Origin of the sequence: Pseudonocardia halophobica (assembly GCF_050948485.1) — a bacterium.
GTDB classification, from domain to species: domain Bacteria; phylum Actinomycetota; class Actinomycetes; order Mycobacteriales; family Pseudonocardiaceae; genus Pseudonocardia; species Pseudonocardia halophobica.
In genome coordinates this window covers 4104489-4128684 of sequence record NZ_CP192046.1, presented here as the reverse complement: position 1 = coordinate 4128684, position 24196 = coordinate 4104489, and the positions used below count along the sequence as shown (strand labels likewise).

Annotated in this window: 23 protein-coding genes; 15 read left to right on the top strand and 8 right to left on the bottom strand. The window is 74.1% G+C overall.

Features of this window, described 5'->3' with window-relative positions; translation table 11 throughout:
- The first annotated feature begins 20 nt into the window (after positions 1 to 20).
- The 5 genes from ligD to ACQP04_RS19695 all read left to right on the top strand — a co-directional run bounded on the left by ligD (position 21) and on the right by ACQP04_RS19695 (position 5016).
- Positions 21 to 2021 (top strand): DNA ligase D, encoded by a 2001-nt coding sequence (ligD, locus tag ACQP04_RS19715; protein ID WP_433502031.1) that lies wholly within the window; start codon positions 21 to 23, stop codon positions 2019 to 2021.
- 116 nt (positions 2022 to 2137) lie between these two features.
- A complete protein-coding gene (locus ACQP04_RS19710) occupies positions 2138 to 2785 on the top strand; it encodes a HemK2/MTQ2 family protein methyltransferase (RefSeq protein WP_433502030.1) in 648 nt (215 codons plus the stop codon).
- Positions 2778 to 2987 carry a CDGSH iron-sulfur domain-containing protein gene (locus ACQP04_RS19705; RefSeq protein ID WP_358202868.1) on the top strand — a complete coding sequence of 70 codons (210 nt, stop codon included), beginning with the start codon at positions 2778 to 2780 and terminating at the stop codon, positions 2985 to 2987. Before ACQP04_RS19710 ends, ACQP04_RS19705 begins: the two co-directional genes overlap by 8 nt.
- Positions 2984 to 4000, top strand: a complete 1017-nt coding sequence (locus ACQP04_RS19700) for an iron-containing redox enzyme family protein (RefSeq protein ID WP_433502029.1) — start codon at positions 2984 to 2986, stop codon at positions 3998 to 4000. The genes ACQP04_RS19705 and ACQP04_RS19700 overlap by 4 nt, the downstream gene beginning before the upstream one ends.
- Positions 4001 to 4020: 20 nt before the next feature.
- On the top strand, positions 4021 to 5016 hold the full coding sequence (locus ACQP04_RS19695; RefSeq protein ID WP_433502028.1) for an L-histidine N(alpha)-methyltransferase: 996 nt from the start codon (positions 4021 to 4023) through the stop codon (positions 5014 to 5016).
- On the opposite strand, the gene ACQP04_RS19690 is transcribed toward ACQP04_RS19695, so the two are convergent.
- On the bottom strand, positions 5004 to 6089 hold the full coding sequence (locus ACQP04_RS19690) for a spore photoproduct lyase family protein (RefSeq protein ID WP_433502027.1): 1086 nt from the start codon (positions 6087 to 6089) through the stop codon (positions 5004 to 5006). The two genes, ACQP04_RS19695 and ACQP04_RS19690, sit on opposite strands and share 13 nt — an antisense overlap.
- A 436-nt stretch (positions 6090 to 6525) precedes the next feature.
- Here ACQP04_RS19690 and ACQP04_RS19685 point away from each other — a divergent pair, with 436 nt between their 5' ends.
- The 3 genes from ACQP04_RS19685 to msrA all read left to right on the top strand — a co-directional run bounded on the left by ACQP04_RS19685 (position 6526) and on the right by msrA (position 9271).
- Complete coding sequence (locus ACQP04_RS19685; RefSeq protein ID WP_433502026.1) at positions 6526 to 7449, top strand: NADP-dependent oxidoreductase; 924 nt, start codon at positions 6526 to 6528, stop codon at positions 7447 to 7449.
- Positions 7450 to 7468: 19 nt separating this feature from the next.
- Entirely contained in the window at positions 7469 to 8512 is a 1044-nt protein-coding gene (locus ACQP04_RS19680; protein WP_433502025.1) for a methyltransferase domain-containing protein, read from the top strand.
- 243 nt (positions 8513 to 8755) lie between these two features.
- Positions 8756 to 9271 carry a peptide-methionine (S)-S-oxide reductase MsrA gene (msrA, locus tag ACQP04_RS19675; RefSeq protein WP_433502024.1) on the top strand — a complete coding sequence of 172 codons (516 nt, stop codon included), beginning with the start codon at positions 8756 to 8758 and terminating at the stop codon, positions 9269 to 9271.
- A 62-nt stretch (positions 9272 to 9333) separates the two neighbouring features.
- Here msrA and ACQP04_RS19670 read toward each other — a convergent pair whose 3' ends face one another.
- Together ACQP04_RS19670 and ACQP04_RS19665 are read right to left on the bottom strand one after the other, a co-directional pair.
- Positions 9334 to 11184, bottom strand: coding sequence for a putative nucleotidyltransferase substrate binding domain-containing protein (locus tag ACQP04_RS19670; RefSeq protein WP_433502023.1), 1851 nt, complete (start codon positions 11182 to 11184; stop codon positions 9334 to 9336).
- A 60-nt stretch (positions 11185 to 11244) separates the two neighbouring features.
- On the bottom strand, positions 11245 to 12243 hold the full coding sequence (locus ACQP04_RS19665) for a beta-ketoacyl-ACP synthase III (protein ID WP_433502022.1): 999 nt from the start codon (positions 12241 to 12243) through the stop codon (positions 11245 to 11247).
- Positions 12244 to 12507: 264 nt separating this feature from the next.
- Between ACQP04_RS19665 and ACQP04_RS19660 the strand changes: the two genes are divergently transcribed.
- Genes ACQP04_RS19660 through ACQP04_RS19645 form a run of 4 tightly spaced genes read left to right on the top strand, consistent with a single transcriptional unit; the run spans position 12508 to position 15546 of the window.
- Complete coding sequence (locus ACQP04_RS19660) at positions 12508 to 13014, top strand: SRPBCC family protein (protein ID WP_433502021.1); 507 nt, start codon at positions 12508 to 12510, stop codon at positions 13012 to 13014.
- Positions 13014 to 14072, top strand: coding sequence for an LLM class flavin-dependent oxidoreductase (locus tag ACQP04_RS19655; protein WP_433502020.1), 1059 nt, complete (start codon positions 13014 to 13016; stop codon positions 14070 to 14072). Before ACQP04_RS19660 ends, ACQP04_RS19655 begins: the two co-directional genes overlap by 1 nt.
- Before the next feature lie 51 nt (positions 14073 to 14123).
- The gene (locus tag ACQP04_RS19650; protein ID WP_433502019.1) at positions 14124 to 14726 is read left to right on the top strand and encodes a DUF1326 domain-containing protein; all 603 of its coding nucleotides are present in this window, start codon (positions 14124 to 14126) and stop codon (positions 14724 to 14726) included.
- Positions 14727 to 14730: 4 nt separating this feature from the next.
- On the top strand, positions 14731 to 15546 hold the full coding sequence (locus ACQP04_RS19645; protein WP_433502018.1) for a DUF2182 domain-containing protein: 816 nt from the start codon (positions 14731 to 14733) through the stop codon (positions 15544 to 15546).
- Positions 15547 to 15615: 69 nt separating this feature from the next.
- Here ACQP04_RS19645 and ACQP04_RS19640 read toward each other — a convergent pair whose 3' ends face one another.
- The gene (locus ACQP04_RS19640) at positions 15616 to 17280 is read right to left on the bottom strand and encodes a sigma-54-dependent Fis family transcriptional regulator (protein ID WP_433502017.1); all 1665 of its coding nucleotides are present in this window, start codon (positions 17278 to 17280) and stop codon (positions 15616 to 15618) included.
- Positions 17281 to 17461: 181 nt separating this feature from the next.
- Positions 17462 to 17611, bottom strand: coding sequence for a hypothetical protein (locus ACQP04_RS19635; RefSeq protein ID WP_433502016.1), 150 nt, complete (start codon positions 17609 to 17611; stop codon positions 17462 to 17464).
- Positions 17612 to 17831: 220 nt separating this feature from the next.
- Between ACQP04_RS19635 and ACQP04_RS19630 the strand changes: the two genes are divergently transcribed.
- Positions 17832 to 19349 (top strand): catalase, encoded by a 1518-nt coding sequence (locus tag ACQP04_RS19630; RefSeq protein ID WP_433502015.1) that lies wholly within the window; start codon positions 17832 to 17834, stop codon positions 19347 to 19349.
- A 42-nt stretch (positions 19350 to 19391) separates the two neighbouring features.
- Here ACQP04_RS19630 and ACQP04_RS19625 read toward each other — a convergent pair whose 3' ends face one another.
- Positions 19392 to 20471, bottom strand: a complete 1080-nt coding sequence (locus ACQP04_RS19625) for a class I SAM-dependent methyltransferase (RefSeq protein WP_433502014.1) — start codon at positions 20469 to 20471, stop codon at positions 19392 to 19394.
- Positions 20472 to 20536: 65 nt separating this feature from the next.
- Between ACQP04_RS19625 and ACQP04_RS19620 the strand changes: the two genes are divergently transcribed.
- Positions 20537 to 21604: a 2,3-butanediol dehydrogenase gene (locus tag ACQP04_RS19620; protein WP_433502013.1), complete on the top strand. Its 1068-nt coding sequence runs from the start codon at positions 20537 to 20539 to the stop codon at positions 21602 to 21604.
- Positions 21601 to 22365 carry an acetoin reductase gene (locus ACQP04_RS19615; protein ID WP_433502012.1) on the top strand — a complete coding sequence of 255 codons (765 nt, stop codon included), beginning with the start codon at positions 21601 to 21603 and terminating at the stop codon, positions 22363 to 22365. Before ACQP04_RS19620 ends, ACQP04_RS19615 begins: the two co-directional genes overlap by 4 nt.
- 637 nt (positions 22366 to 23002) lie before the next feature.
- On the opposite strand, the gene ACQP04_RS19610 is transcribed toward ACQP04_RS19615, so the two are convergent.
- Positions 23003 to 23380 carry a hypothetical protein gene (locus tag ACQP04_RS19610; RefSeq protein WP_433502011.1) on the bottom strand — a complete coding sequence of 126 codons (378 nt, stop codon included), beginning with the start codon at positions 23378 to 23380 and terminating at the stop codon, positions 23003 to 23005.
- A 225-nt stretch (positions 23381 to 23605) separates the two neighbouring features.
- The gene (locus ACQP04_RS19605) at positions 23606 to 24154 is read right to left on the bottom strand and encodes a dihydrofolate reductase family protein (protein WP_433502010.1); all 549 of its coding nucleotides are present in this window, start codon (positions 24152 to 24154) and stop codon (positions 23606 to 23608) included.
- Positions 24155 to 24196 lie beyond the last annotated feature (42 nt).

The following is a 24196-nucleotide window of genomic DNA, read 5'->3' as shown; positions in this document are numbered from 1 at the left end:
GGAGTCGGCAGGGTGGAGCCGTGCCCACCTCCTCCGCGAACGGCGACGAGCTACGCCCGATGCTGGCCACGGCCGGGCGGCCGCCCGTCGACCCGGGGTGGGCCGTGGAGTTCAAGTGGGACGGCGTGCGCGCCCTCGTGGTGGTCGAGGGCGGGAGCGTGCGGTTCGTCAGCCGCAACGGCAACGACGTCACCGGCGGCTACCCGGAGCTGGTCGCGGCGGTGCCGACCGACCGGGACCTCGTGCTCGACGGGGAGATCGTGGCCCTCGACGCCGCGGGCCGGCCGGACTTCGGGCTGCTCCAGCACCGCATGCACGTGCGGACCCCGCCGGCCACGCTGCTGGAGTCGGTCCCGGTGGAGCTGTACCTGTTCGACGTCCTGCGGATCGACGGCGGGTCGCTGCTCGGCGAGCCCTACGACCGCCGCCGCGAGCGGCTGGCCGACCTCGGGGTCGACGCGTGGCGCCGGGTGTCCGTGCCGCCGTCGTTCACCGACGTCACGCCCGCGCAGGCGCTGGAGGTGGCCCGCGAGCACCGGCTGGAGGGGATCGTCGCCAAGCGCCGCACCTCGCGGTACGAGCCGGGGCGGCGCTCGGCGGCCTGGGTGAAGACGGCGCTGTTCCACGGCCAGGAGGTCGTGCTCGGCGGGTGGACCGCCGGCCGCGGCAACCGCGGCTCCACCCTCGGCTCGTTGCTCCTCGGCGCGCACGACGCGGACGGCCGGCTGCGCTACGTCGGCAACGTCGGCACCGGCTTCACCGAGGCCACCCTGCAGGCGCTGCTGGAGCGGCTGGGCCCGCTGCGCCGCGCGACCAGCCCGTTCGACGAGCCGGTGCCGCGCGACCAGGCCCGGGGCGTCACGTGGATCGAGCCGTGCCTGGTCGGGGAGGTCGAGTACCGCACCCTGACCCACGACGGCCGGCTGCGGCACTCGGTGTGGCGGGGCCTGCGCCCGGACCGCGAGCCGGAGGAGGTGGTGCTGCCGGCCCTTTCCGCCGCGGCCGTACCGGCCCGCACCGAGGAACGCGCCGCGCCCCCGCCGCCCGACGACGAGCCGGGCGGCACCGTCACCCCCGACACCGTCACCCCCGAGGAGCTTGCCGCCCTGGACCTGCTGCGCCGAAAGGGCATCTGGGAGGTTGGGGGCCGCGAGCTGGCGCTGACCAACCTGGACAAGGTGCTGTTCCCCGGGCGCCGGGACGACCCGCTGACCAAGCGGGACGTGATCCGGCACTACGCCGCCGTCGCCCCCTACCTCGTGCCCTACCTGCGCGACCGGCCGGTGAACCTGCACCGCTACCCCGACGGCGTCGACCGTCCGGGGTTCTGGCAGAAGGAGGTCCCGTCGCACGCGCCGGAGTGGCTGCGGCGCTGGCGGAACCCGGAGGCCGACCCGGGGGAGACCCAGGTCTACGCGGTGGTCGACTCCGCCGCCGCGCTGGTCTGGATGGCCAACTTCGGCGCTCTGGAGCTGCACCCGTGGACCTCCGGGCTGCCCGACGTCCACGAGCCGACCTGGGCGCTGATCGACATCGACCCGGGGACGAACAGCACGTTCGCCGACGTCCTTGTGCTGGCCCGGCTCTACCGCACGGCGCTCGACCACCTGGGCGTGCGCGCCGCGCCGAAGGTCACCGGCAAGCGCGGTGTGCAGATCTGGGTGCCGGTCGAGGCGGGCTACACCTTCACCGACACCCGGCGCTGGGTGGAGCGGCTGTCGAAGGCGGTCGGCCGCATGGTGCCCGAGCTCGTGACGTGGGAGTGGTACACCGACCGCCGCTCCGGGCTGATCCGCCTCGACTACACCCAGAACGCGATCAACAAGACGCTCGTGGCCCCGTTCAGCGCCCGCCCCGCGCCCGACGCGCCGGTGTCCGTGCCGATCGAGTGGGACGAGCTCGACGACGAGGACCTGCGCCCGGACCGCTGGACCGTCCGCACCCTGCCGGCCCGCCTCGCCGCGCACGGCGATCCGCTCCGCCCGCTCATCGGGCTGCCGCAGACCCTGCCGCCCCTGTAGACCGGGCCGGGGAAGAACGGCATAGTCGCCCGGCGTACGGGTAGCTCCGCCTTGTCGCCCACCACGCTCACCCCTCCGCCCCCGGCGACGGGCCCGACGACAGGCAGGACCCCGACGTGATCCTCTTCTGCCCGCCCGGCGTCTACCGGGCCCAGTCCGACACCGAGCTCCTCTCCGGCAGCCTGTCCCGGCACGCCGCCGGCCGCGACGTGCTGGACCTCGGTACCGGCACCGGTGCCCTGGCCCTCGCGGCCTGGCGCGAGGGCGCGGCGTCGGTGACCGCGGTCGACCTCTCCCGGCGCTGCGTGGCGGCGACCCGGCTCAACTGCCTCCTGCACGGGGCGCCCGTGCGCGTGCACCGCGGCGACCTCTTCGCGCCCCTGCACGGCCGCCGGTTCGGGATGATCGTGGCGAACCCGCCGTACGTGCCGTCGGAGAGCTCGGTGCTGCCGCGGCACACCCCCGGCCGCAGCTGGGACGCCGGACCGGACGGGCGCGCGGTGCTCGACCGGATCTGCGACGGCGCCGCCGACCACCTCGAGCCCGACGGCGTGCTGCTGATCGTGCACTCGCAGGTCTGCGGCCCCGAGGCGACCGTCGAGCGGCTGGAGCGCACCGGTCTGGCGGCCGAGGTCGTCGAGCGTGCGCGGATCCCGTTCGGGCCCGTGATGCGCTCCCGGGCGAGCATGCTGGAGAAGCATGGCCTGATCGAGCCGGGCGACAGGTTGGAGGAGCTGGTGGTCGTGGAGGCACGCCGTGGCTGATCCCGAGCCGACGCGCGTCCTGCTCACCGACGAGGGCCCGGCGCTGATCTCCGGACCCGTCGAGCTGGAGCTGCCCGACGGCACCCGCGTCCGCTCCGACCGGGCCGTGACGGCCGTCTGCCACTGCCGGCGCAGCAAGCGCTACCCGATCTGCGACGCCAGCCACCGCCGCAAGGTGCGGCAGGAAGGACCCGACGCGTGACCAGCACCCTCGCACCGAGCTTCCTGGACCAGGCGGGGTCGCCGGAGCTGCCCGCACCCCGCGGCCCCCTCTCCGACGCCGTGATCGGAGCGCTGCGCGGCGGCCCGCTCGGCCCCGTGGACGCAGCCGGCGCCGAGCCCTACGGCGACGATCTGCAGCTCGCCCTGCACTGCTGCTACGAGCTGCACTACCGGGGCTTCGCCGGGGTCGACGCCGAGCGCGAGTGGGACCCGGAGCTGCTCGGCGTGCGCCGCGAGCTGGAGCGGGTGTTCCTCGCCGCGCTGCGGGCGGACGTCGAGCCCGGGGACGACGTCACCGCAGAGGTGGACGCACTCCTCGTCGAGCCGATCGGGCCGGGTGTGCGCGGGGTGTCGCACCACCTGCAGCGCGAGGGGACGCTCGAGCAGCTGCGCGAGTACGTGGCGCACCGCTCGATCTACCACCTCAAGGAGGCCGACCCGCAGGCCTGGGCGATCCCGCGGCTCAGCGGCGCGGCCAAGGCGGGGCTCGTCACCGTCGAGCACGACGAGTACGGCTCCGGGCGGCCCGAGCGCATGCACGCGCTGCTCTTCGCCGAGATGATGACCGAGCTCGGGCTCTCCGACGCCTACTGCGCCTACGTCGAGCACGTGCCCGGCGAGACCCTCGCCGAGGTCAACCTGATGTCGCTGTGCGGCCTGCACCGCAGCCTGCGCGGCGCCTCGGTCGGACAGTTCGCGATGGTGGAGCTGACCTCGTCGCCCGGCTCGGAACGACTGGTCCGCGGCATGCGCCGGCTGGACTGCGGGCCCGCCTCGATCCGGTTCTACGACGAGCACGTGGAGGCCGACGCGGTGCACGAGCAGGTCGTGCGGCGCAGCGTCCTGGCGCCGCTGCTGGCGGCGGAGCCGGAGCTGGCCGCGGACGTCGTGTTCGGGATCCGCGCGAGCCTGTTCCTCGGCGAGCGGATGGGGGAGCGGTTGCTGGGCTGCTGGGACCGCGGGGAGTCCAGCCTCCGCATGCCGCTGGCGTAGGTCGCCCCCACCATGGGCCCATGGACACCGAGATCCTCCCGGTCGACGACTCGTTCTGGGACGACGGCGAGCTGCTGGCCGCGTGCCTGCGCGAGCCGGTGCCGCGGATCCCGCCGCACTTCGGGTACGACGCCCTGGGGTCGCAGCTGTTCGAGGCGATCACCGAGCTGCCCACGTACTACCTGACGCGGGTGGAGCGGACCCTGCTCGAGCGGTACGCCGGGGAGATCGCGGCCGCGCTGGACACGCCCCGGCTGGCCGAGCTGGGCAGCGGCAGCGGGAAGAAGACCCGGCTGCTGCTTGACGCCTGCCTGCGCCTGCGGCCGACGACGTACCTGCCGGTCGACGTCAGCCGGGAGATGCTGGAGCACAGCGCCGCGGAGCTCATCGCGGCGCTGCCCGGGTTGGTCGTCCGCGGGCTGTGGGGGCGGTACGAGGCGGGGCTGGCGCAGCTGCGCGCGGACGGCGAGCCGGTGGTCGTCGCGTTCCTGGGGAGCAACGTCGGCAACACGACCCCGGCCGAGCGCCACGCCCTCTACGGCGAGATCGCCGCCGCGCTGCGGCCGGGCGACGGCCTGCTCGTCTCGGCGGACCTGGTGAAACCGTCCGGCGAGCTGGAGCGCTGCTACAACGACCCGCCGGGGTACGACGCCTTCCGCCGGTTCCGGCTCAACCACCTCAGCCACCTCAACCACCGGTTCGGGGCCGACTTCCGGCTGGAGCGCTACGAGCCGCGGGCCCACGCCGTCGGCCCGGTCGTCGAGGGGCACCTCGAGGTGCTGGCGGACCACACCGCCGCGCTCCCGGCGCTCGGGATGGAGCTGGACCTGCGCCGCGGCGGCTCGATCAACGTCGGCTTCTCGGCGAAGTTCGAGCCGGAGGGGATCGCCGCGGAGGTCGGCCGGCACGGCTTCACGCCGCAGACCGAATGGGTCGACGACGAGCACGCGTACGGGATCTTCCTGTACCGCCGAGCCGATCCCGATGCCGACGCCGGCTCCGATCAGGTCCAGTAGAGCAGCCGTCCGGCCGGCAGCAGGTCCGCCAGTGCGGCGGTGAACCACGTGCGCATCTCGGCCATCTCCGCGGCCGGGTACACGTACTTCACCGCGCCGAACCTGCCGTGCTTGCGGGAGCGCCGCTCGGGGTCCATCTCCAGCTTCGTGCGCGGGTACCAGCCCTCGAGCACCTCCTTGGAGCCCGGCGTGAACCGGTGGGTGATGCACTCGACGGTGAGGTCGAGCCCCGGCACGCCGTCGAGCTCCGCGGCGGCGTCGGCGAGCAGCGCGGTGTACCGCCCGCGCCAGCCGTCCACCGGCATGATCGGCGCGATCGTCAGGCCGACCGGGTAGCCGGTCCGGGCCAGCGCGCCGAGCCCGGCGAGCCGCACGGCCACCGGGTCGGTCCCGCCCTCGAACCGGCCGGCGACGGCGTCGGCGTTGACCGACGCGCGGATCCGGGTGCGCCCGTGGTGGGGAAGGTCGAGCAGCGGTTCCACCGCACCGAACTTGGTGGTCGCCCGCAGCTGCACGGGCCCGCCGAAGTCGTGCGTCCCGACGTGGGTGATCGCCGCGGCGAGGCTGCCGGTGACGTGCTCGATGACCAGCGGGTCGGTGTAGCAGGAGGCCTCGAAGGTCGTGCCCTCGTGGCCGCGTGCCTCGGTGCCCGAGGTGACCGCGCCGCTGCCGACGTAGGCGTGCATCCCGGCGAGGATCGTGTCGAGGTCGGCGTAGACCCGCGTGACCGGCGGGCCGCCGAGCGAGCCGGCCAGGTAGCAGTACTGGCAGTGCGCCGGGCAGCCGCGGGCCAGGTCGACGCGCCAGTCGGCGCTGGGCGGGATCGGCTGGAGCTTCCGGGCCGACGGTGGGCTGACGACCACGGCGAGCGTGGATTTGGCCCGCGCGTAGGTGGCGCGCTCGTCCGCGCCGCGCAGGCCGGTGAGGCGGTCGGAGCGCAGGAACTCGACGTCGTCGACGCCCGCGGCCTCGCAGCGGGCGAGGATCCCGGCGGTGTGCGGGAGCTCGGCGGCGGACCGGGTGACGACGACGTGCTTCGGCACCCAGAGCCGGGTGCGGAGGGGTGTGCTCATCTCACCTGTCAGAACACGCGGGGGGAGCCGCGCCGTCCCGTGGGGGACGAGACGTGCGCGACTCCCCGAGGTCGGAAGTCAGGAGGGGTCCTACTCGACGCCCACGATCTCCTCGGCCAGCGACGCGAAGTGCGTCTGCGCGGCGGAGACCACGCTCGAACGGTTCTTGTGCCGCTCCTCGTACCGGATCACGGCCCGGACGCCGTCCGCGGTGCGGAGCTCTGGAGCTCGGTGCGGGTGAGCTGTTCGAGCGTGCGGAGCTGGCTGATGACGGCGGCGTTCGCCATGGATGACCTTCCTCGTGCGTCGGTGAGGGCGTGCGATTCGGGTTGCTGCTCAAGGGTTTGCACGTGATCGACGCCGCGACACCCGGGTCCCGGCGGGGCCTGGCTCACCTTCCGGGGTGCGATCATCGGTCGCGGCGGAAGGAGCACCGATGCGGGCGTACGGCTTCATGGCGGTGGGCGGACCGGAGAACGAGGCGTTCCTCGAGGTGCCGGTCCCCGAACCGGGCCCCGGCGAGCTGCGCGTGCGGGTGCGCGCGGCCGGGGTGAACCCCGGCGACTGGCGGCTGCGCGAGGGCTCCTACGGCACGGTCGGATCGGCGGTGCTCGGCCGCGAGGTGGCCGGGACGGTCGTGGCCCTCGGTCCGGGCGTCGACGCGTTCGCGGAGGGCGACGAGGTCTTCGGCGGCTGCCCCGGGATGGTCGGGGGCTGGGCCGAGGAGGCACTGGTCACGGCCTCCTTCGCGGCACACCGGCCGGAGGGCGTCCCGCCGGAGGTCGCGGCGGCGCTGCCGGTGGCGGCCGGCACCGCGTACGACGCGCTCGAGGACCTGAAGCTCACACCGGGCTCGACGCTGCTGGTCAACGGCGCGGGCGGCGGTGTCGGCGTGCCCGTCGTCCAGCTCGCCCGGGCCCGCGGGATCCGTGTGGTCGGCACCGCGAGCCCGGCCAAGCGCGACCTGGTCGCCGGGCTCGGCGCCACCCCGGTGGCCTACGGCGAGGGCGTGCTCGACCGGATCCGGGAGGCGGCGCCGCAGGGGATCGACGCCGTGTTCGACCTGGTCGGCGGCGAGGCCCTGCGCACCGTCGCCACGCTGCTCACGGACCGGACCATGCTCCTGTCGGTCGCCGACAAGCCGCTGGTGAAGGAGCTGGGCGGGCGGGACGTGGAGCGCGACCGCAGCACCGCGGTGCTCACCGCGCTGGTCCGGCTGGTCGAGGAGGGCGCGCTCGACCCGCACGTCACGCGGGTGCTGCCGCTCGACGAGGCCGGGGCCGCGCTCGCCGAGGTGGAGGCGGGTCACGCGCAGGGCAAGGTGGTCCTCGTGATGCCGACCGCGTTCCCGGCGGCCTAGTTCCGGGCGGGAGGAGCGCATGGAGGGGACGCCGTCCGAGCGGCTGGCGGACATGCTGGCCGGCCACGTCGTGGTCACGATGGTCGCGCTCGGGCACCGGCTGGGCCTGCTCGACGCGCTGGCCGTGGGGCCGGCGTCGGCCGCGGAGCTCGCCGAGCGGGCCGGGGCCGACGCGCGGTACGTCCGCGAGTGGCTGGGCGCCCTGGTCGGCGCCGGGTTCGTCGAGGTCGACGCGGCCGGCGGGACCTACCGCTTCGCCGACGACGCCGCGGGCGTGCTCAGCGGGCCGACGGCCGCGAATCTCGCCCCGATCGCCGACATGCTCGTGCGGCTGACCGGGATGGCGCCCGAGGTCGCCGCGCGGTTCGGCGACGGCGCGGGCATCCCGCCGCAGGTCTACGCGGAGCGGGCCGGCGAGGCGCTCGGCGGTTCCCGCCGCTGGCTGTACGAGGAACGGTTCGTCGCGGGCTTCCTCGGCCCGGTCCCGGGGCTCGCCGACCGGCTGCGCGCCGGGGCCCGGGTGCTCGACGTCGGGTGCGGCGCCGGGCAGGTGGCCCGGCTGGTGGCCGACGCGTTCCCGGCGAGCACGGTGACGGGCGTCGACGTCGTCCCCGAGGCGGTCGCGGCGGCCGAGGCCGGGCGTGGGGAACGGCCGAACCTGCGGTACGAGGTGGCCGACGCGGCCGCGCTGCCGGGCGAGGCCGGGTCCGTCGACGTCGTGCTGGCGGTGGACGTGGTGCACGACCTCGCCGACCCCGGGGCCGCGCTGCGCGGGGTCCGGCGGCTGCTCGCGCCGGACGGGCTGTTCGTGATGGTCGACATCTCCTACACCGGCCACCTGCCCGACCTGGCCGGCGACCCCGGTGCGACCTCGGCCTTCGGCATCAGCGTCCTGCACTGCCTGCCCGTCTCCCTCTCCGGCGGTGGGGCCGGGCTCGGCGCGATGTGGGGCCACGAGCGCGCGGAGGCGCTCCTGGCCGAGGAGGGTTTCGCGGTGGAGGCGCGCCTGCCCTCCCCGCGCCCGCAGAACGCGATCTACGTGGCGCGGCCGGTAGGTGCCTGAGCTGCGACGGGCCGGTCCCGACGTCGAGATCCCGGGGGCGCGTGCAGTGCACATCACCCGCCGCTACGGCATGAGGACCGCGCGACCCTGGCCGGGCCGGCCCGCACGATCCGGGCGCACGACGACGCCGGGGCACGCTGGGCGATCACCGGTGGCGCCGGGGTACGGGACTATCGACGGACGCCGATCCGTTGACAATCGTGGGACTGCACAGCGCGGGAACAGCACGAGAAGGGAGCAGTGATGAGCCGCTACGAGAAGGCGATCCTGGCAGGGGGCTGCTTCTGGGGCATGCAGGACCTCATCCGCAAGCGGCCGGGCGTGGTGTCGACGCGCGTCGGCTACACGGGTGGGGACGTCCCGAACGCCACCTACCGCAACCACGGCACGCACGCCGAGGGCATCGAGATCGAGTTCGACCCGGAGCGGACCAGCTACCGCGAGCTGCTGGAGTTCTTCTTCCAGATCCACGACCCGACCACGAAGAACCGGCAGGGCAACGACGTCGGCCTGTCCTACCGCTCGGCGATCTACTACCTCGACGACGAGCAGAAGCGCGTCGCCGAGGACACCATCGCCGACGTCGACGCCTCCGGGCTCTGGCCGGGCAAGGTCGTGACCGAGGTCGAGCCGGCGGGCGACTTCTGGGAGGCCGAGCCCGAGCACCAGGACTACCTGGAGCGCATCCCGTGGGGCTACACCTGCCACTTCCCGCGGCCGGACTGGGTGCTGCCGAAGCGGGCCGAGTCCAAGGCCTGACCCACAGCCGAGCGAACGGCGCTCTCGTTCACCAGATGTGAGCGAGAGCGCCGTTCGTGCGTTCAGGCGTGGTCGGGGCGGCCCCACTCCTGCGGCGAGGTGTATTGCAGCAGGTTGTAGAGCCGCTTCTGCACCGTGGCGATCTCCCGCACCGACTGCGCGACCAGGCTGCGGTCGAGCGGGGAGAGGCGGCGCATCCACACGACGTCGGACAGCGGCTCGCCGCGGTCGAACTGCGCGAGCTGCTGGCGCAGCCGCACCCGCTGGAGCACCTCGAACACCTCGATGAGCGTGGTGCCCTGGTCGCGGGACAGCAGCACCGAGCCCGCCGCCGCGGCGAGCCGGGCCCGCGTCGACAGCTCGGGGGACCGCACGCTCAGCGCCGCCCACCGGGCCATCTCGACGACCGGCCGCAGGGCGTGCGCCTTGAGGTCGAACGTGCCGCCGCGCCCGGCGAGCACGTCGCGCACCGACCGCAGGTGCGCCCGGTGCGACAGCGACTCCCGGACCAGCAGCTTCATCGTGGCCGGGTGGTCGCGCACGCCGGCGAACACCTCGGTCACCACGGGCCGGGCGGGGTCGCCCTGGATGGGGCGGCCGTCGAGCAGCAGGGACGCCATGAGCATCCCCTGGCCGTCCAGGGGCGAGACCAGCCACTGCTCGGCGGCCGCGCGCCACTGGGACCGCGTGCGCGCGAAGGTGGGCGACGCCGGGGTGGCGCCGTGCGCGTCGACCCGCAGGCCCGCCCGGCGCAGCACGTCGGCGACCTCGGCGAACGCGCCCCGGTAGGCGGCCGCCCGGCGCGCGTCGACGGACTCGGCGAACACCACCGCGGAGTCGATGTCCGAGCCGAGGGTCGGTTCGCGGCGGGCGTTGCTGCCCAGCAGCATCCAGGTGACCTCGGCCTCGTCGAGGTCCGGACGCCCGGCGAGGACCAGGGTCAGGACCCGCCGCATCACGGCGTCGACCACGGTGGAGTACGCCGCCGTGGTCTCCGAGGCCTCCCGCCGCTGCCGGACGAGGTCGCCGAGCAGGAGCGGGAGCCGGCGGGCGAGGCTCACCACGTCGTCGAGCCCCTCGGCCCGCACCACCTGCTCGCGCAGCACCACCCCGGCCGCCGACGGCGAGGCGAGGAAGTCCTGCGGGTCCACCGCCCCGCGCAGCCGGCCGTCCGCGTCGACGACCAGCAGCAGGTCGAGCCGATGCTCGGTGAGCTCCTGCAGCACGTCGGCGGTGGGCGTGCCGGTCCGCACGGTGCGGGCCACCGGGGTCATGACGTCGGTGACCGGTGTGTCCCCGGGCCGCCCCTCGGCCACGACCCGCGCGCGCAGCACGGCGTCGGTGACCAGCCCGAACCGGCCGTCGCCGACCGGGACGGCGACATAGCCCGCCCCCCGCTCGGTCATCAGCCGCGCCGCCTCCGCCACCGTGGTCTCCGGCGTGCCGAGCACGGGCTCGGACACGACCAGGTCGTCGACGGTCCGGAAGCGGGGCGCCGGGCCGGTGCGACTGCGGGCGTCGAAGAGGTCGTGGGCGAGCAGCCGGACGCCCGCGGGGGAGGAGAACGCCGAGGCCACGGCCTTGCGCGGGATCCGCACCAGCCGCACCGGGCCGAGCGCCACCGCCCGCGGCCCGACGGCGGCGCCGGTCAGGACGGACGTCTGCCCGAAGACCCCGCCGCGGCCGACCGTCTCGTCGGCCGGCCGGTCGCAGGCGTCGTCGACGGTCCACATCTCGACCTGGCCGGAGAGCACGACGTGGACCGCCTCGCCGGCCTCCGCGAACGCGTCGAGGATCTGCGCGCCCGGCGGATGGTCGACGACCTCGGCCGCCTCGGCGACCCGCCGCAGCTCGCGCTCCGGCAGCGAGCTGAACGGCGCGGTCCGCCCCAGGAAGCCCGCGAGATCGTCCACGGGCGCCATCGTGGCAGGCGCCGGCCGCGGACCGGTCGACGCGGGCGGTCCGGACCGGCGTCAGCCCAGGTCGGGCCAGGTGAGCGTGGCGGCACCCCAGGTCGCACCGCCGCCGAACGCGGTGAGCACGACCTTGTCGCCGGGGCGCAGGATCCCGCGGTCGTGCGCGTCGGACAGCGCGACCGGGATGGAGGCGGCGGCGGTGTTCCCGACGCGGTCGAGGTTGGCGACGACCCGGTCCGCGGCCACGCCGAGCCGGTGGGCCACGGCGTCGAGGATCCGGCGGTTGGCCTGGTGGCCCACGAAGCGGTCGACCTCGTCGACGGCCCAGCCGGTGCGGTCGAGGATCTCCCGGGTGGAGCCGGTCATGCGGTCGACGGCCTGCCGGTAGACCGCCTGGCCCTGCATGGTGAACCAGCGCTCGTCCGACCCCGGCTCGCGGGAGCCGCCGCCGGGCGTGATGATCAGGTCCTCCTGCCCGCCGTCGCTGCCCAGGACGATGTCGTGGACCGTGGGGGCGTGCCCCGTGCGTGCGCCGCCGGCCCGCAGCACCACGGCCCCGGCGCCGTCGCCGAAGAGGAAGGCGGTGCGGCGGTCCGCGGGGTCGACGATGGTCGAGAACGTGTCGGCGGCGACCAGCAGCACGGAGTCCGCGGCGCCGGCGGTGACCATCGCGCTCGCCGTGGACAGGCCGTAGAGGAACCCGGAGCACACGGCGTTGACGTCGAACGCCGGAACCGTGCCGAGACCCAGCCGGTGCGCCACGAGCGGCGCGGTGGCCGGACAGGTCCGGTCCGGGGTGGTGGTCGCGAGCACGACGAGGTCGACCTCGCCGGTGCCGCCCGTGTGCAGGTCGGCCTTGAGCGCGCGGGCGCCGGCCTCGGCGGCCAGGTCGGAGGTCGCGGTTCCGGGGTCGACGTGGTGGCGGGTGGCGATGCCGCTGCGGCTCCGGATCCACTCGTCGGACGTGTCGAGCGTCCTGGCGAGGTCGTCGTTGGTGACGACCCGGGCGGGCAACGCGTGCCCGAGTCCGGTGAGGCGCGGAGCGCGGTCCTGCATTTCGTGGCACCCGGTTCCGAGTCGGCGACGGCATACCGGGTCGAGTGTCGTACCTCGCCCCGCATGCCCACAACCGGGCTGTGACCTGCGAATCTTCGAAGCAGCGCTCTACTCGTCGGTAGGGCGGTCACGCGCGGAGGATCGGCGCTGCGGGTCCTGGACCGACCGGCGGTGCGGAGCAGGACGACACTTGGGTTTTCGTGCGCAACTCTCCGTGCGACACTCTTCGGGACGACTACCCCGAGGACGAGGAGTGCCGCGCCGATGGAGTGGACCGGAGCCCGCTACGCCGACCAGCCGACGGTCGAGGTCGAGACCTGGGTCGACGCGCCGCCGGAGCGGGTGTGGCCCGCGGTGGTCGACGTCGAGGCGATGCCCGGGCAGAGCCCCGAGGTCCGGCGCGTGGAGTGGCTCGAGGGCGGCGCCCCGGCGGTGGGGGCGCGGTTCCGGGGCCACAGCGCGCACGACGCGCTGGGGGAGTGGTCCACGGTCTCGCACGTGGTCGAGTGCGAGGAGCCGCGGGTGTTCGCGTGGGCCGTCGAGGACCCCGAGAACCCCACCGCGACCTGGCGTTTCACCCTCGAGCCCGCCGACGGCGGCACCCGGCTGCGGCAGTGGATGCGGATGGGCCCGGCGCGGTCGGGGCTGAGCCTGGCGATCGACCGGATGCCGGACAAGGAGCAGAAGATCGTCTTCGTCCGGCTGCGGGAGTTCGAGGCGAACATGACCGGCACCGTCGAGGCGATCAAGAAGCGCGTCGAGGGTGCGTGATGCGCACCGCCACCACGGTCGAGGGCTCGGGCGGCGATTTCCGGCGGACCGTCGAGCTCGTCGTCGAGGCCGAGAAGCTGGGCATGGACGCGGTGTTCGTCGCCGAGGCGTGGGGGTCGGACGCCCCGTCCGTGCTCGGCTACCTGGCGGCACGCACGGACCGGATCACCCTCGGCTCCGGCATCGTGCAGGTCGGCACGCGCACGCCGGTCGCGATCGCGCAGGCGGCGCTCACGCTGGCGGACATGACGGAGGGCCGGTTCGTCCTGGGCCTCGGCCCCTCCGGCCCGCAGGTCCTGGAGGGCCTGCACGGCGTCCCCTTCGCCCGCCCGCTCACCCGGACCCGGGAGACGATCGCCGTGATCCGGCAGGCCTTCGCCGGGGAGAAGATCGCCTTCGACGGCGGGACCGTGCACATCCCGCTGCCCGGCGGTGAGGGCCGGCCGATGCGGCTGTCCACCGCGCCGAACCCGGACATCCCGATCTACCTCGCCACCCTGTCCCCGCGGATGCTGCGGCTCACCGGCGAGACCGCCGACGGCTGGCTCGGCACGAGCTTCGTCCCGGAGGGCGCCGCGGCCTACTTCGACCCGCTCGACGAGGGCCTGGCCGCGGCCGGCCGCACCCGCGCCGACCTCGACGTCTGCCAGGGGGCCGAGGTGGCCTTCGCCGCCGACGAGGACGAGCTGCACGGCATGGTCGCCGAGCGGAAGCAGGGTCTGGCGTTCAGCCTCGGCGGGATGGGCTCGGCGAGCACCAACTTCTACAACGAGGCCTACAGCCGGCAGGGCTGGGCGGAGGTCGCCGCCGAGGTCCGCGAGCGGTGGCAGGCCGGCGACCGCGCCGGGGCGGCCGGCCTGGTCACGGACGAGATGGTGCTGGGCACCACGCTCATCGGCACCGAGGAGATGGTCCGCGCCCGACTGCGGGTCTGGCGGGACGCGGGCGTGGACACCGTGCGGCTCTACCCGGCCGGCGACACGCTCGACGCGCGGCTGACGACGCTGGGGCGGGCCCTCGATCTCGTCCGGCAGATCGGCAGGTCGGACGACCGTTGACCGGCCGTTCGCCACAGCGGACAATCGTCGCCCTCGCGGAGGGAGCCGACGATGGCGTGGAACCTCAGGGGACGGTTCGTCGAGACGTGTTCGTGCGAGCTGATGTGCCCGTGCAACCTGACGCTCGACCACGGCGCCACCTACGACTTCTGCCGGGCGACCCTGGCCTTCGACATCGTCGACGGCGAGGTCGACGGCACGGACGTCCGGGGCCGCCGGGTGGTCGCCGTCATCGACACGCCGAAGGTGATGACGGACGGCAACTGGCGCCTCGGGATGTTCGTCGACGACGAGGCCACCGACGAGCAGTTCGACAAGCTGGTGAAGGTGTTCGGCGGGCAGCTCGGGGGCCCGATGGCCGCGCTGGCCCCCCTCGTGGGCGAGGTCGTCGGGATCGAGCGGGCGGCGATCGAGCTCGACCACGACGGGCTCCGGCACAGCGTGCGCGTCCCCGACCGGATCGACTTCGAGGTCGAGGACATCGTGCCGTTCGGCGCCGAAGACGGGCGGCCGGTGCGCTTCGACGGCATGTTTCACCCGGCCGGCTCGAACCTGACCATGGCGGAGGCGCGGCGCTCGCGGATCGACGCGTTCGGCATCCGGTACGAGGGCAAGACCGGGTTGTCCACGTCCGACTTCTCCTGGGCCGCCTGACCCGATGAGCGCCCCGGCGCAGGACCCCGGCCGGACCGGCGGTCTCGCGCCTGCGTACGCCGCCGTCCGGGCCCGGCTCGGACTCGTCGTCGTCCTCTTCGTCCTCGCCGCGCTCGCCTGGTGGTGGACGGCCGGCCGGATGCAGGGCATGGACGAGGGGCCGTGGACCGGCCTGGGCGAGCTCGGCTGGTTCCTCGGCATCTGGGTCGTGATGATGGCCGCGATGATGTTCCCGGCGGTGTCCCCGACCGTCGCGCTGTACGCCCGCCTGACCCGGGAGCGGTCCCCGGTGTCGCCGCTGTTGTTCACCGCGGGGTACGTCCTGACGTGGACCGGTGCCGGCCTGACCGCCTTCGCGATCGCCACGACGGCCAGGTACGTCCCCGGGGACGTCACGGCGTGGGACGGTGCGGGGCGGTGGGTCGCCGGGGGCACCCTCCTCGTCGCGGCCGGGTACGAGCTGACGCCGCTCAAGGACGTCTGCCTCGCCAAGTGCACGAGCCCGCTCGGGTTCCTGCTCACCTCCTGGCGCGAGGGCCGCTGGGGCGCCGTGCGGATGGGCGCGAAGAACGGGGCCTGGTGCGTCGGGTGCTGCTGGGCGCTGATGGCGTCGCTGTTCGCGCTGGGGGTCATGAGCATCACCTGGATGGCCGCCGTCGCCGGGCTCATCACCCTCGAGAAGACGTTGCCGTGGCGCCGGTTCACGACCTACGCGACGGCGGTCCTGCTGCTCGCGCTCGGCGTGCTGCTCCTCGTCGCCCCCGACGCGGTGCCGGCCCTCACCGTGCCCGGCACGGCACCGATGGACGACATGTCCTAGAAGACTGCTGAAGCACCCCGGTCGTCGTGAGCGGCGTCGCGCAGCAGGCCGGGGTGCTTCAGCGGTCTCCTAGATCCCGAACTCCCGCAGCTTCCGGTAGAGCGAGGACCGGGCGATCTGCAGCTGTGCGGCGGCCGCGACCTTGTTGCCCCCGCAGTCCCGCAGGGCCTCCCGGATCGCGTCGGCCTCGGCGGCCTCCATCGGGGTCAGCCGGGTCCGCGGGGCGTCGGCGCGCAGCCGGGCGGGCAGGTCGTCGGCGTCGACGACGGCGCGGTCCTGCCGGGCCAGCCAGCGTGCGACCCCGGCGAGCTGGCGGAGGTTGCCCGGCCACGGGTGCCGGCGCAGCAGCTCGGTCGCGGCCGGGGTGAGCCGGGGCCGCGGCGCGCGGCGGTCGACCGTCAGCTCGTCGAGCAGGCCGTCGAGCAGCGCGGGGATCTCGTCCGCGCGGCTGCGCAGCGGCGGGACGACGACGGCGTCGAGGTCGAAGCGGTCGAGCAGCGCCTGCTGGGCCGGGGTGGCGGTGGCGGGGTCGCCGGACCAGGTGCCGGCGATCCGGGCGGGCTGGCCGACGTCGTCGAGCAGCGCGCCGAGGGCCGCGCAGGCCGCCTCGTCGAGCGTGTGGAGCCGGGTCAGGGCCACCCCACCGCGAAGGTCGCTGCGCACCCCGTCGAGCCAGGCCGGCAGGCCGGTCGTGGGCACCCGCGCGGCGTCGTGCACCGCGAGGCCCACGCCGCCGAGCAGGGTGGCCTTGCCCGTGCCCGGCTCGCCGTGCACGAGCAACGGCTCGGCCCCGAGCCGGCGGCGCACGGTGTCGGCGAGCCCGTCGCCCGACGCGGAGGCGGCCGGCAGATTCGTGGGCAGGCCGGGCCGTTCGCCGGCCTCGGGGACCGTGACGATCAGGCCGACGGTCCGGCCTGCCGACGTCACGGTGCGGCAGCGGACCTCCGGCCCGTGCGGGCCCGCCGGGACGGTCACCTCGGTGGCCCCGGCAAGCTCGTCCTGCGCCCGGGCCCACCAGGCCCGGTGATCCAGCTCCAGGCGGGCGCCGGCGCGGTTGGCGATGAGGATGTCGCCGTCGAGCACCACGACCGCCGCCGAGCTGCGCCGCCGGGCGCTGAGGTAGTGCCGGAAAAGCTCGCGCTCCCGCGCGCTGCTGGTGCCGTAGAGCTCGGCCTCGATCTCCCGGACGAGCTTGAGCAGCGTGGGCCGGACCAGCGGGTTCGCGTCCTCGGCGCGGCAGGTCATGTTCAGCGCGCCGAGCACGCGCCGGGTCATCGGGTGCCGCACCGGGGCGGCCGCGCAGCTGAACCCGTGCAACGCGCCGGAGTAGTGGTCCGCGCCGGTCACGACGACCGGGCGGGCGGTCTCGAGCGCCGTGCCGATCCCGTTGGTGCCGACGTGCTCCTCGGCCCACTGGGTGCCGACCACGACCGAGCGCCGGTCCAGCCGGCGGCGCAGGCCGTCCGTGTCCGTCCAGCGCCACAGGACCGTGCCGGTGGGGCCGGTGAGCATCAGGCTCGTGTCGGCGCCGACCAGGGTGTCCGCCGCGGCCTCCAGCACCGGGGTCGCGGTGCGGCTGAAGCGGCTCTCCTCCGGCTGCGCCTGAGGTAGCTCGAGCTGGTCCGGATCGACCCCGGAGAGGCGCGAGCGCCGCCAGGACTCGACGATCTCGGGCCGGCGCGGAATGCGCCCGACCTCGCCGGCGAGCAGCCGCTCCCGGTCCCTGTCGATCATCCGTTGATCACCGCCCGCGCACCACCGCGCAGCCCCGTCGCCGTCGGACGTCCGACGCTACACGGCGCGGCGAGGCCGATCACCTCGGCGAAGGGTGAGGATCGGGGGAGATCGGGCCGGGGAGATCGGGCCGGGGAGATCGGGCCGGGGAGATCGGGCCGGGGAGATCGGGCCGGGAAGATCAGGACAGTGCGCGCAGCTCGCCGCGGGCGGGCTCGGCCAGCGACCGCACCACGTCCCACAGCTGGTCCTCGTCCATCGCCATCACGGTCGGGGGCGCCGCGGGGACCGTCGCGTCGTCGTTCTGGGGGAGCCGGTCGTCGTCGACCATCACGCACACCTCCGTGCTCGGACCAGACCGTCACTACCCCCGCAACGAGCGCGGTATGCAGCCCGGCGATACGCGGACCCGGACGCGTCGACGAGCGGCGGCGGAGGTGTCGCGCGCGCGAGGCCCGGGTACGCCTACCGACGGTGGCGGCGCGTCCGGCGCCGCCGGCCCGCCCACCACGCGAGCCCCCATCGATCGATCCACGAGGAGGCGCACCCCCGTGACGAGCACGCGCCCGAACCCCACCACCACCGATGCCGGCATCCCGGTCGAGAGCGACGAGCACTCGTTGACCGTCGGCCCCGGCGGGCCGATCCTGCTGCAGGACAGCTACCTCATCGAGCAGATGGCGCAGTTCAACCGGGAGCGCATCCCCGAGCGCCAGCCGCACGCGAAGGGCAGCGGGGCGTTCGGGTACTTCGAGGTCACCAACGACGTGAGCGCCTACACCAAGGCGGCGCTCTTCCAGCCCGGCACCCGGACCGAGCTCGGCGTCCGCTTCTCGACCGTGGCGGGGGAGCGGGGCAGCCCCGACACGTGGCGCGACCCCCGCGGGTTCGCGATCAAGTTCTACACGTCCGAGGGCAACTACGACATGGTCGGCAACAACACGCCGGTCTTCTTCGTGAAGGACCCGATGAAGTTCCAGCACTTCATCCGGTCGCAGAAGCGGCGCGCCGACAACAACCTGCGCGACCACGACATGCAGTGGGACTTCTGGACGCTCTCGCCGGAGTCCGCGCACCAGGTCACCTGGCTCATGGGCGACCGCGGCATCCCGCGCACCTGGCGGCACATGAACGGCTACACGAGCCACACCTACATGTGGATCAACGCGGCCGGCGAGGAGTTCTGGGTCAAGTACCACTTCAAGACCGACCAGGGCATCCAGACCTTCACCCAGCACGAGGCCGACCAGATGGCCGCGGCGGACACGGACTACCACACCCGTGACCTGTTCGAGCACATCCGCGACGGCGACCACCCGTCCTGGACCCTGTACGTGCAGATCATGCCGTACGAGGACGCGAAGACGTACCGCTTCAACCCGTTCGACCTGACGAAGGTGTGGCCGCACGGCGACTACCCGCTGACCGAGGTCGGGCGGATGACGCTGGACCGCAACCCCACGGACAACCACACCGAGATCGAGCAGATCGCGTTCCAGCCCAACAACCTGGTGCCGGGCATCGGGCCGTCGCCGGACCGCATGCTGCTCGCCCGGCTCTTCTCCTACGCCGACGCCCACCGCCACCGCCTGGGCGGCAACTACCAGCAGATCCCGGTCAACGCCCCCGTCGTGGAGACGCACTCGTACTCCAAGGACGGCGCGATGCGGGTGAAGAAGGTCTCCGACCCGGTGTACGCGCCGAACTCCTACGGCGGCCCGGCCGCGGACACCTCGCAGCACGTCCCGACCTGGCAGGTGGACGGCGACATCATGCGGTCCGCCTACGTCGACCACGCCGAGGACGACGACTGGGGTCAGCCCGGCACGCTCGTCCGCGAGGTGATGGACGACGCAGCCCGCGGTCGCCTGGTCGACAACGTCGTCGGGCACCTGCTCAACGGCGTCTCGGAGCCGATCCTCGAGCGCGCGTTCGAGTACTGGCACAACATCGACAAGGAGATCGGCGACCGGATCGAGGCCGGGGTCCGAGAGAAGTCCGCGGAGAAGGACCCGAAGGCGGACGACCAGGGCAACCCCGCGCGGGAGAGCATGCAGGCCAAGGCCTGAGGACCGCCCCGGGGGACCGGGGGGTGACCGGAGCGGCCGGGCTCAGCCCGGCCGCTCCGTCGCGTAGATCAGGTTGAGCGCCTGGCCGGGCGCCGGCGCCACGGTGACCTCGCCGAACCCGGCCTCGCCCAACATGCGCACCGCGAGCTCCTTCCCCCACGCCGCGCCCAGCCCGGCGCCGCCGCCCGCGAGCGAGACGGTCATGCAGTGCAGGGTGCTGATCGTGTAGATCCACGGGGCGAAGGGGTTGCCGACGTTGTCCGCGAGGTCGGTCTCCGCCGCCATGTCCACCATGACGAAGCGGCCGCCGGGCACCAGCGCGTCGTGGATCCCGCGCAGCACCGCGGCCGGATCGACCTGGTCGTGCACGGCGTCGATGGCGAACGCGACGTCGACGGGCTGGGGCGGGCGGAAGGCGGCGGCGTCGGCGCGCTCGAACCGCACATTCGTCAGCCCCTCGGCGGCGGCCTCGGCGCGGGCGTGGTCGAGGGCGTCCTCGGCGATGTCGTAGCCGGTGAACGTCGAGGCCGGGAACGCCTTCGCGAGGATCACCATCGCGTGCCCGGTCCCGCAGCCGACGTCGGCCACCCGAGCGCCCGCCGTCAGCCGCTCCGTCAGCCCGGGCACCAGCGGGAGCCAGGCGTCGACCAGCAGCTCGTCGAGCGGGCGGCGGTTGAGCTGGTCCATCACACCGGTGAAGTCGGGCGCGAACGCGTCGTAGGGCAGGCCGCCCCCGTTGCGGAAGACCTCGGCGACGGCGTCGAGGTTGCGGCCGAGCAGCGGCACCATGGCCGCCATCGGCGCCATGTTCTTCGAGCCGGGACCCGTCAGCGCGGCGGCGTGGGCAGCCGGCAGGGCGTACCGCCCGTCGTCGAAGGTCATGATCCCGCCGGTGACCATCGCGCCGAGCCATTCGCGCACGTAGCGCTCCTGCAGCCCGGCCCGCTCCGCCAGCTCGGCCGACGTCGCCGGGCCGCGCGCCGCGGCCTCGAACAGCCCGGTGCGGTGCCCGAGGTCGATCATCATCGTCAGCCCGCCGGCGGTGTAGACGCCGAAGAGGTGGCGGGCGAACTCGCGCACCGCGCGTCGGTCGGGGACGTCGGTGTCCGCGCTCGTGGTCATGGGGTGATCCTGCAACCTCGCTGCAACCGTTGCCCAGGGCCCCGCTCCGGCGTGACCGTGGACACATGAGAGCAGCGCGGTTCCACGGTCCCGGCGACATCCGCATCGACGAGGTCCCCGACCCGGTGGTGGGGCCGGGCCAGGTCGAGGTGTCGGTCGACTGGTGCGGCATCTGCGGCACCGACCTGCACGAGTTCCTCGAGGGGCCGATCTTCATCCCGAACAAGGGCGAGCCCCACCCGCTCACCGGCGTGGAGATGCCGGTCGTGCTCGGCCACGAGTTCGCCGGCGTGGTGTCGGCCGTGGGCTCCGGGGTGAGCGGCGTGGGCGAGGGCGACCGGGTCGCCGTCGAGCCGTACTGGGTGTGCGGGGAGTGCGTGGCCTGCAAGGCGGGCCGCTACAACATCTGCCGCAGCCTCGGCTTCGTCGGGCTGGCCGGTGACCAGGGCGGCTTCGCCGAGCGCTGCGTGGTGGACCAGCGGTGGGTGCACCCGCTCGGGGACCTGCCGACGGACCTCGGCGCGCTCGTCGAGCCCCTCGCCGTCGGCTACCACGCCGTACGCCTGTCCGGGCTGCGCGAGGGCGGCACCGCCGTGGTCTACGGCGCCGGCCCTATCGGGCTGGTCACCACCGCGGCACTCAAGGCCGCCGGTGCCTCGCAGGTCGTCGTCGTGGAGCCCGCGGCCGCGCGCAAGGCCAAGGCCACGCCCGCGGGTGCCGACGTGATCATCGACCCGATCGCCGACGACGCCCCCGCCGCGATCCTCGACCTCACCGGCGGCGGCGCGGACGTCGCCTTCGAGTGCGCCGGGATCGACGCCGTGCTGGCCTCGGCCATCGGCTCCGTACGCCCCGGCGGCACCGTCGTCAACGTGGCGATCTGGGGTCACGTCCCGCAGGTCGCCGTGAACGACCTGGTCATGAGCGAGGTCAACCTGATCGGCTCGCTCGCCTACTGCGGCGACCACCCCGACACCATCGCGCTGCTGCGCGACGGGAAGGTCGACGCCGCCCAGTTCATCACCGGCCGGATCGGGCTCGAGGACATCGTGTCCGGCGGGTTCCGGGAGCTGATCGACAACAAGGAGGAGAACGTGAAGATCCTCGTCTCGCCGAAGGAGGTCCTCGGATGACCGCCGCGCTGGTGACCGGGGCCGGGCGTGGGATCGGCCGGGCGATCGCCCTACGGCTGGCGAAGGACGGGCACGCCGTCGCCGTCAACGACGTCAACAAGGCCAACGCCGAGTCCGTCGCCGGGGAGATCGCCGACGCCGGCGGGTCGTCCGTGGCGCTGCCCTTCGACGTGACCTCGCGGGACGCGGTGTTCGAGGGCGTCGCGGCCACCGTCGAGCAGCTCGGCGGCCTCGACGTGATGGTCAACAACGCCGGGATCGCGCAGGTCAAGACACTGCTCGAGCTCACGCCCGACGACCTGCGGACCGTCTTCGACGTCAACGTCTTCGGGGTGGTCTACGGCATCCAGGCCGCCGCCGAGCACATGAAGGACCACGGCGGCGGAAAGATCATCAACGCCGCCTCGATCGCGGGGCACGCGGGCTTCGACTTCCTCGGGCACTACTCGGCCACGAAGTTCGCCGTCCGCGCGCTCACCCAGGCCGGGGCGAAGGAGCTGGCACCGCACAAGATCACGGTGAACTCCTACTGCCCGGGCATCGTCGGCACCGACATGTGGGACCTCATCGACGAGAAGATGGGCCCCTACCTGGGCAACGAGCGGGGTGAGACGCTCAAGCAGTACACCGAGCTGATCACGCTCAAGCGGGTCCAGACCCCCGAGGACGTCGCCGGCTTCGTCTCCTACCTCGCCGGCCCGGACTCGAACTACATGACCGGCCAGTCGGTGATGATCGACGGTGGGATCGTGATGGTCTAGGTCGGAAGGGCGGCTCCTCGTCGGGCTCCTCGTCGAGGTCGACGGCGGGCCGGTCCCGGGTTCGGGCTGCGCGGGTTCGATCAGCCCGCAGGCCTCGTCGTCGGGTCGGACGAAGGGCGGGACGTCGAGGTCGGCCAGGGCGCGGCGGATCGCGGACAGGACCGGACGCCAGTCGTGCCCGCCGGCGTCCGGTACCGAGTCCGGCGGTCCGCCCGCCCTCGGTCCGAGAAGGGCGTCGAGCTCCGCCTCGGTGAGCAGGATGTCGACCAGGCCGCCCGTCGGCCGGCTGGCGGTGCGAATTCGTGGTGGCGGATCGGTCGGCGAAGGCGGGCGTGCCCGCACGATCCCGCCTCTGACGTACCGGCCCTGCTGGTCGACGAGGGCGAACCGCCACAACGCCCCGCGCTGTCGTGCGACGACGCCGCGCCCGACCGAGGCCGGAATCGGTCCCTGGCCGGGCAGGAGGACGTGACGATCGTCCGCACCCAGCAAGGTGCTCAGCGCAGCCCGCACATGAACACCCCGCCGGGCGTGGTCGGTGGGCTCCTCCAGCGAAGCACCGCTGACCGCCTCCAGCTCGGGCACTGCCGCGGGTGTGAGGCGGATGTCAGCAGTGCTCGCAGTATCGCCCCGATCGTCACCCTCGCATTTGCCGCCAGGGCCGCGGTCGTTTTCGCGGCTCTCGCTGCCAGCACTGCTGTCGCCGCGTGACCGGCGGGGGCGCCATCCACCTCAATCGCGGTGCGGGTGAGGAACTCCCTGATGATCTGGTCTCGGGTGAGGTGATGCAGGGAGCCGTCGAGCAGGCCGAGAAAGACGTCGGCGCGCAGGTGGGCACGGGCGAGGGGTGCCCGGCGCGGCGGATCGCGAGGGCGAGGCGGTCGACCCGGTCGATCGCGGCCTGGGCCTGGTCGGCGGGCAGGCCGACCGCGGTGATGGTGACCGTGCCGTCGGCCAGCTCCGGGCCGGGCGGCATCACCGCCAGGTCCTCCGGAAGATCCACCACCTGCCGCATGGATCGAACATCATTCGACCACCGACAGAATCGGGCCACCCGGTGCAGCCCGGCCGACTTGCAGGTCGCACCACTGGGTCCTCCTGCATGTAGCGGACTGCCGTTCGGTGCGTCGTTCTCGAGCCCACGCACGCCCGGCCGGCTCCCCCTTCGCCCCGCCGCCCGCAGCTCGTCGAGGTGTGCGGCAAGCCGCCCGCGGCCTGATCCGCCCGCGGTCAGCCAGGACTACCCCCCAGCCTTGACCACCCGGTACCAGAGCGTGGTGGCGTGGGGGAGCCCCGTGAGCCGGGTCCGTTCCAGCTGCACCGACACCCCGCCCGCCTCGTGGAACAGCCGCACCCCGTCGCCGATCATCTCCGGCACCACGGACACCGCGATCTGGTCGACCGCGCCGAGCGCGAGGCACTGCCGCGCGAGGTCGGCGCCCAGGATGTGGACGTCCCGGTCCCCGGCGGCGGCGCGCGCCCGGTCCAGCCCCTCCACGACGGTCCCGACGAACGTGACGTCGGGCGGTGGCGCGGCGTCGGGGTGGTGGGTCACGACGATCGTCGGCCCGGACCACGTGCCCCCGAAGGCGCCCTCGGCGTCGGTACCGGCGTTGGGGTCGTCGCCGCGGTAGGTGCGGGCGCCGACGAGCAGCGCGCCGGCGCCCGCCGCGAGCTCCTCGGCGTCGGGGTCCGGCCCGAAGTGCCGTGCGAGCCAGGCCATGTCGCCGCCGGGGCCGGCGATGTAGCCGTCGAGGGACATGGCGGCGGAGTACACGACGCGGGCCATGCCGCGAACAGTGCCAGGCCGGGCTCCGCGCTGCGCGGACCG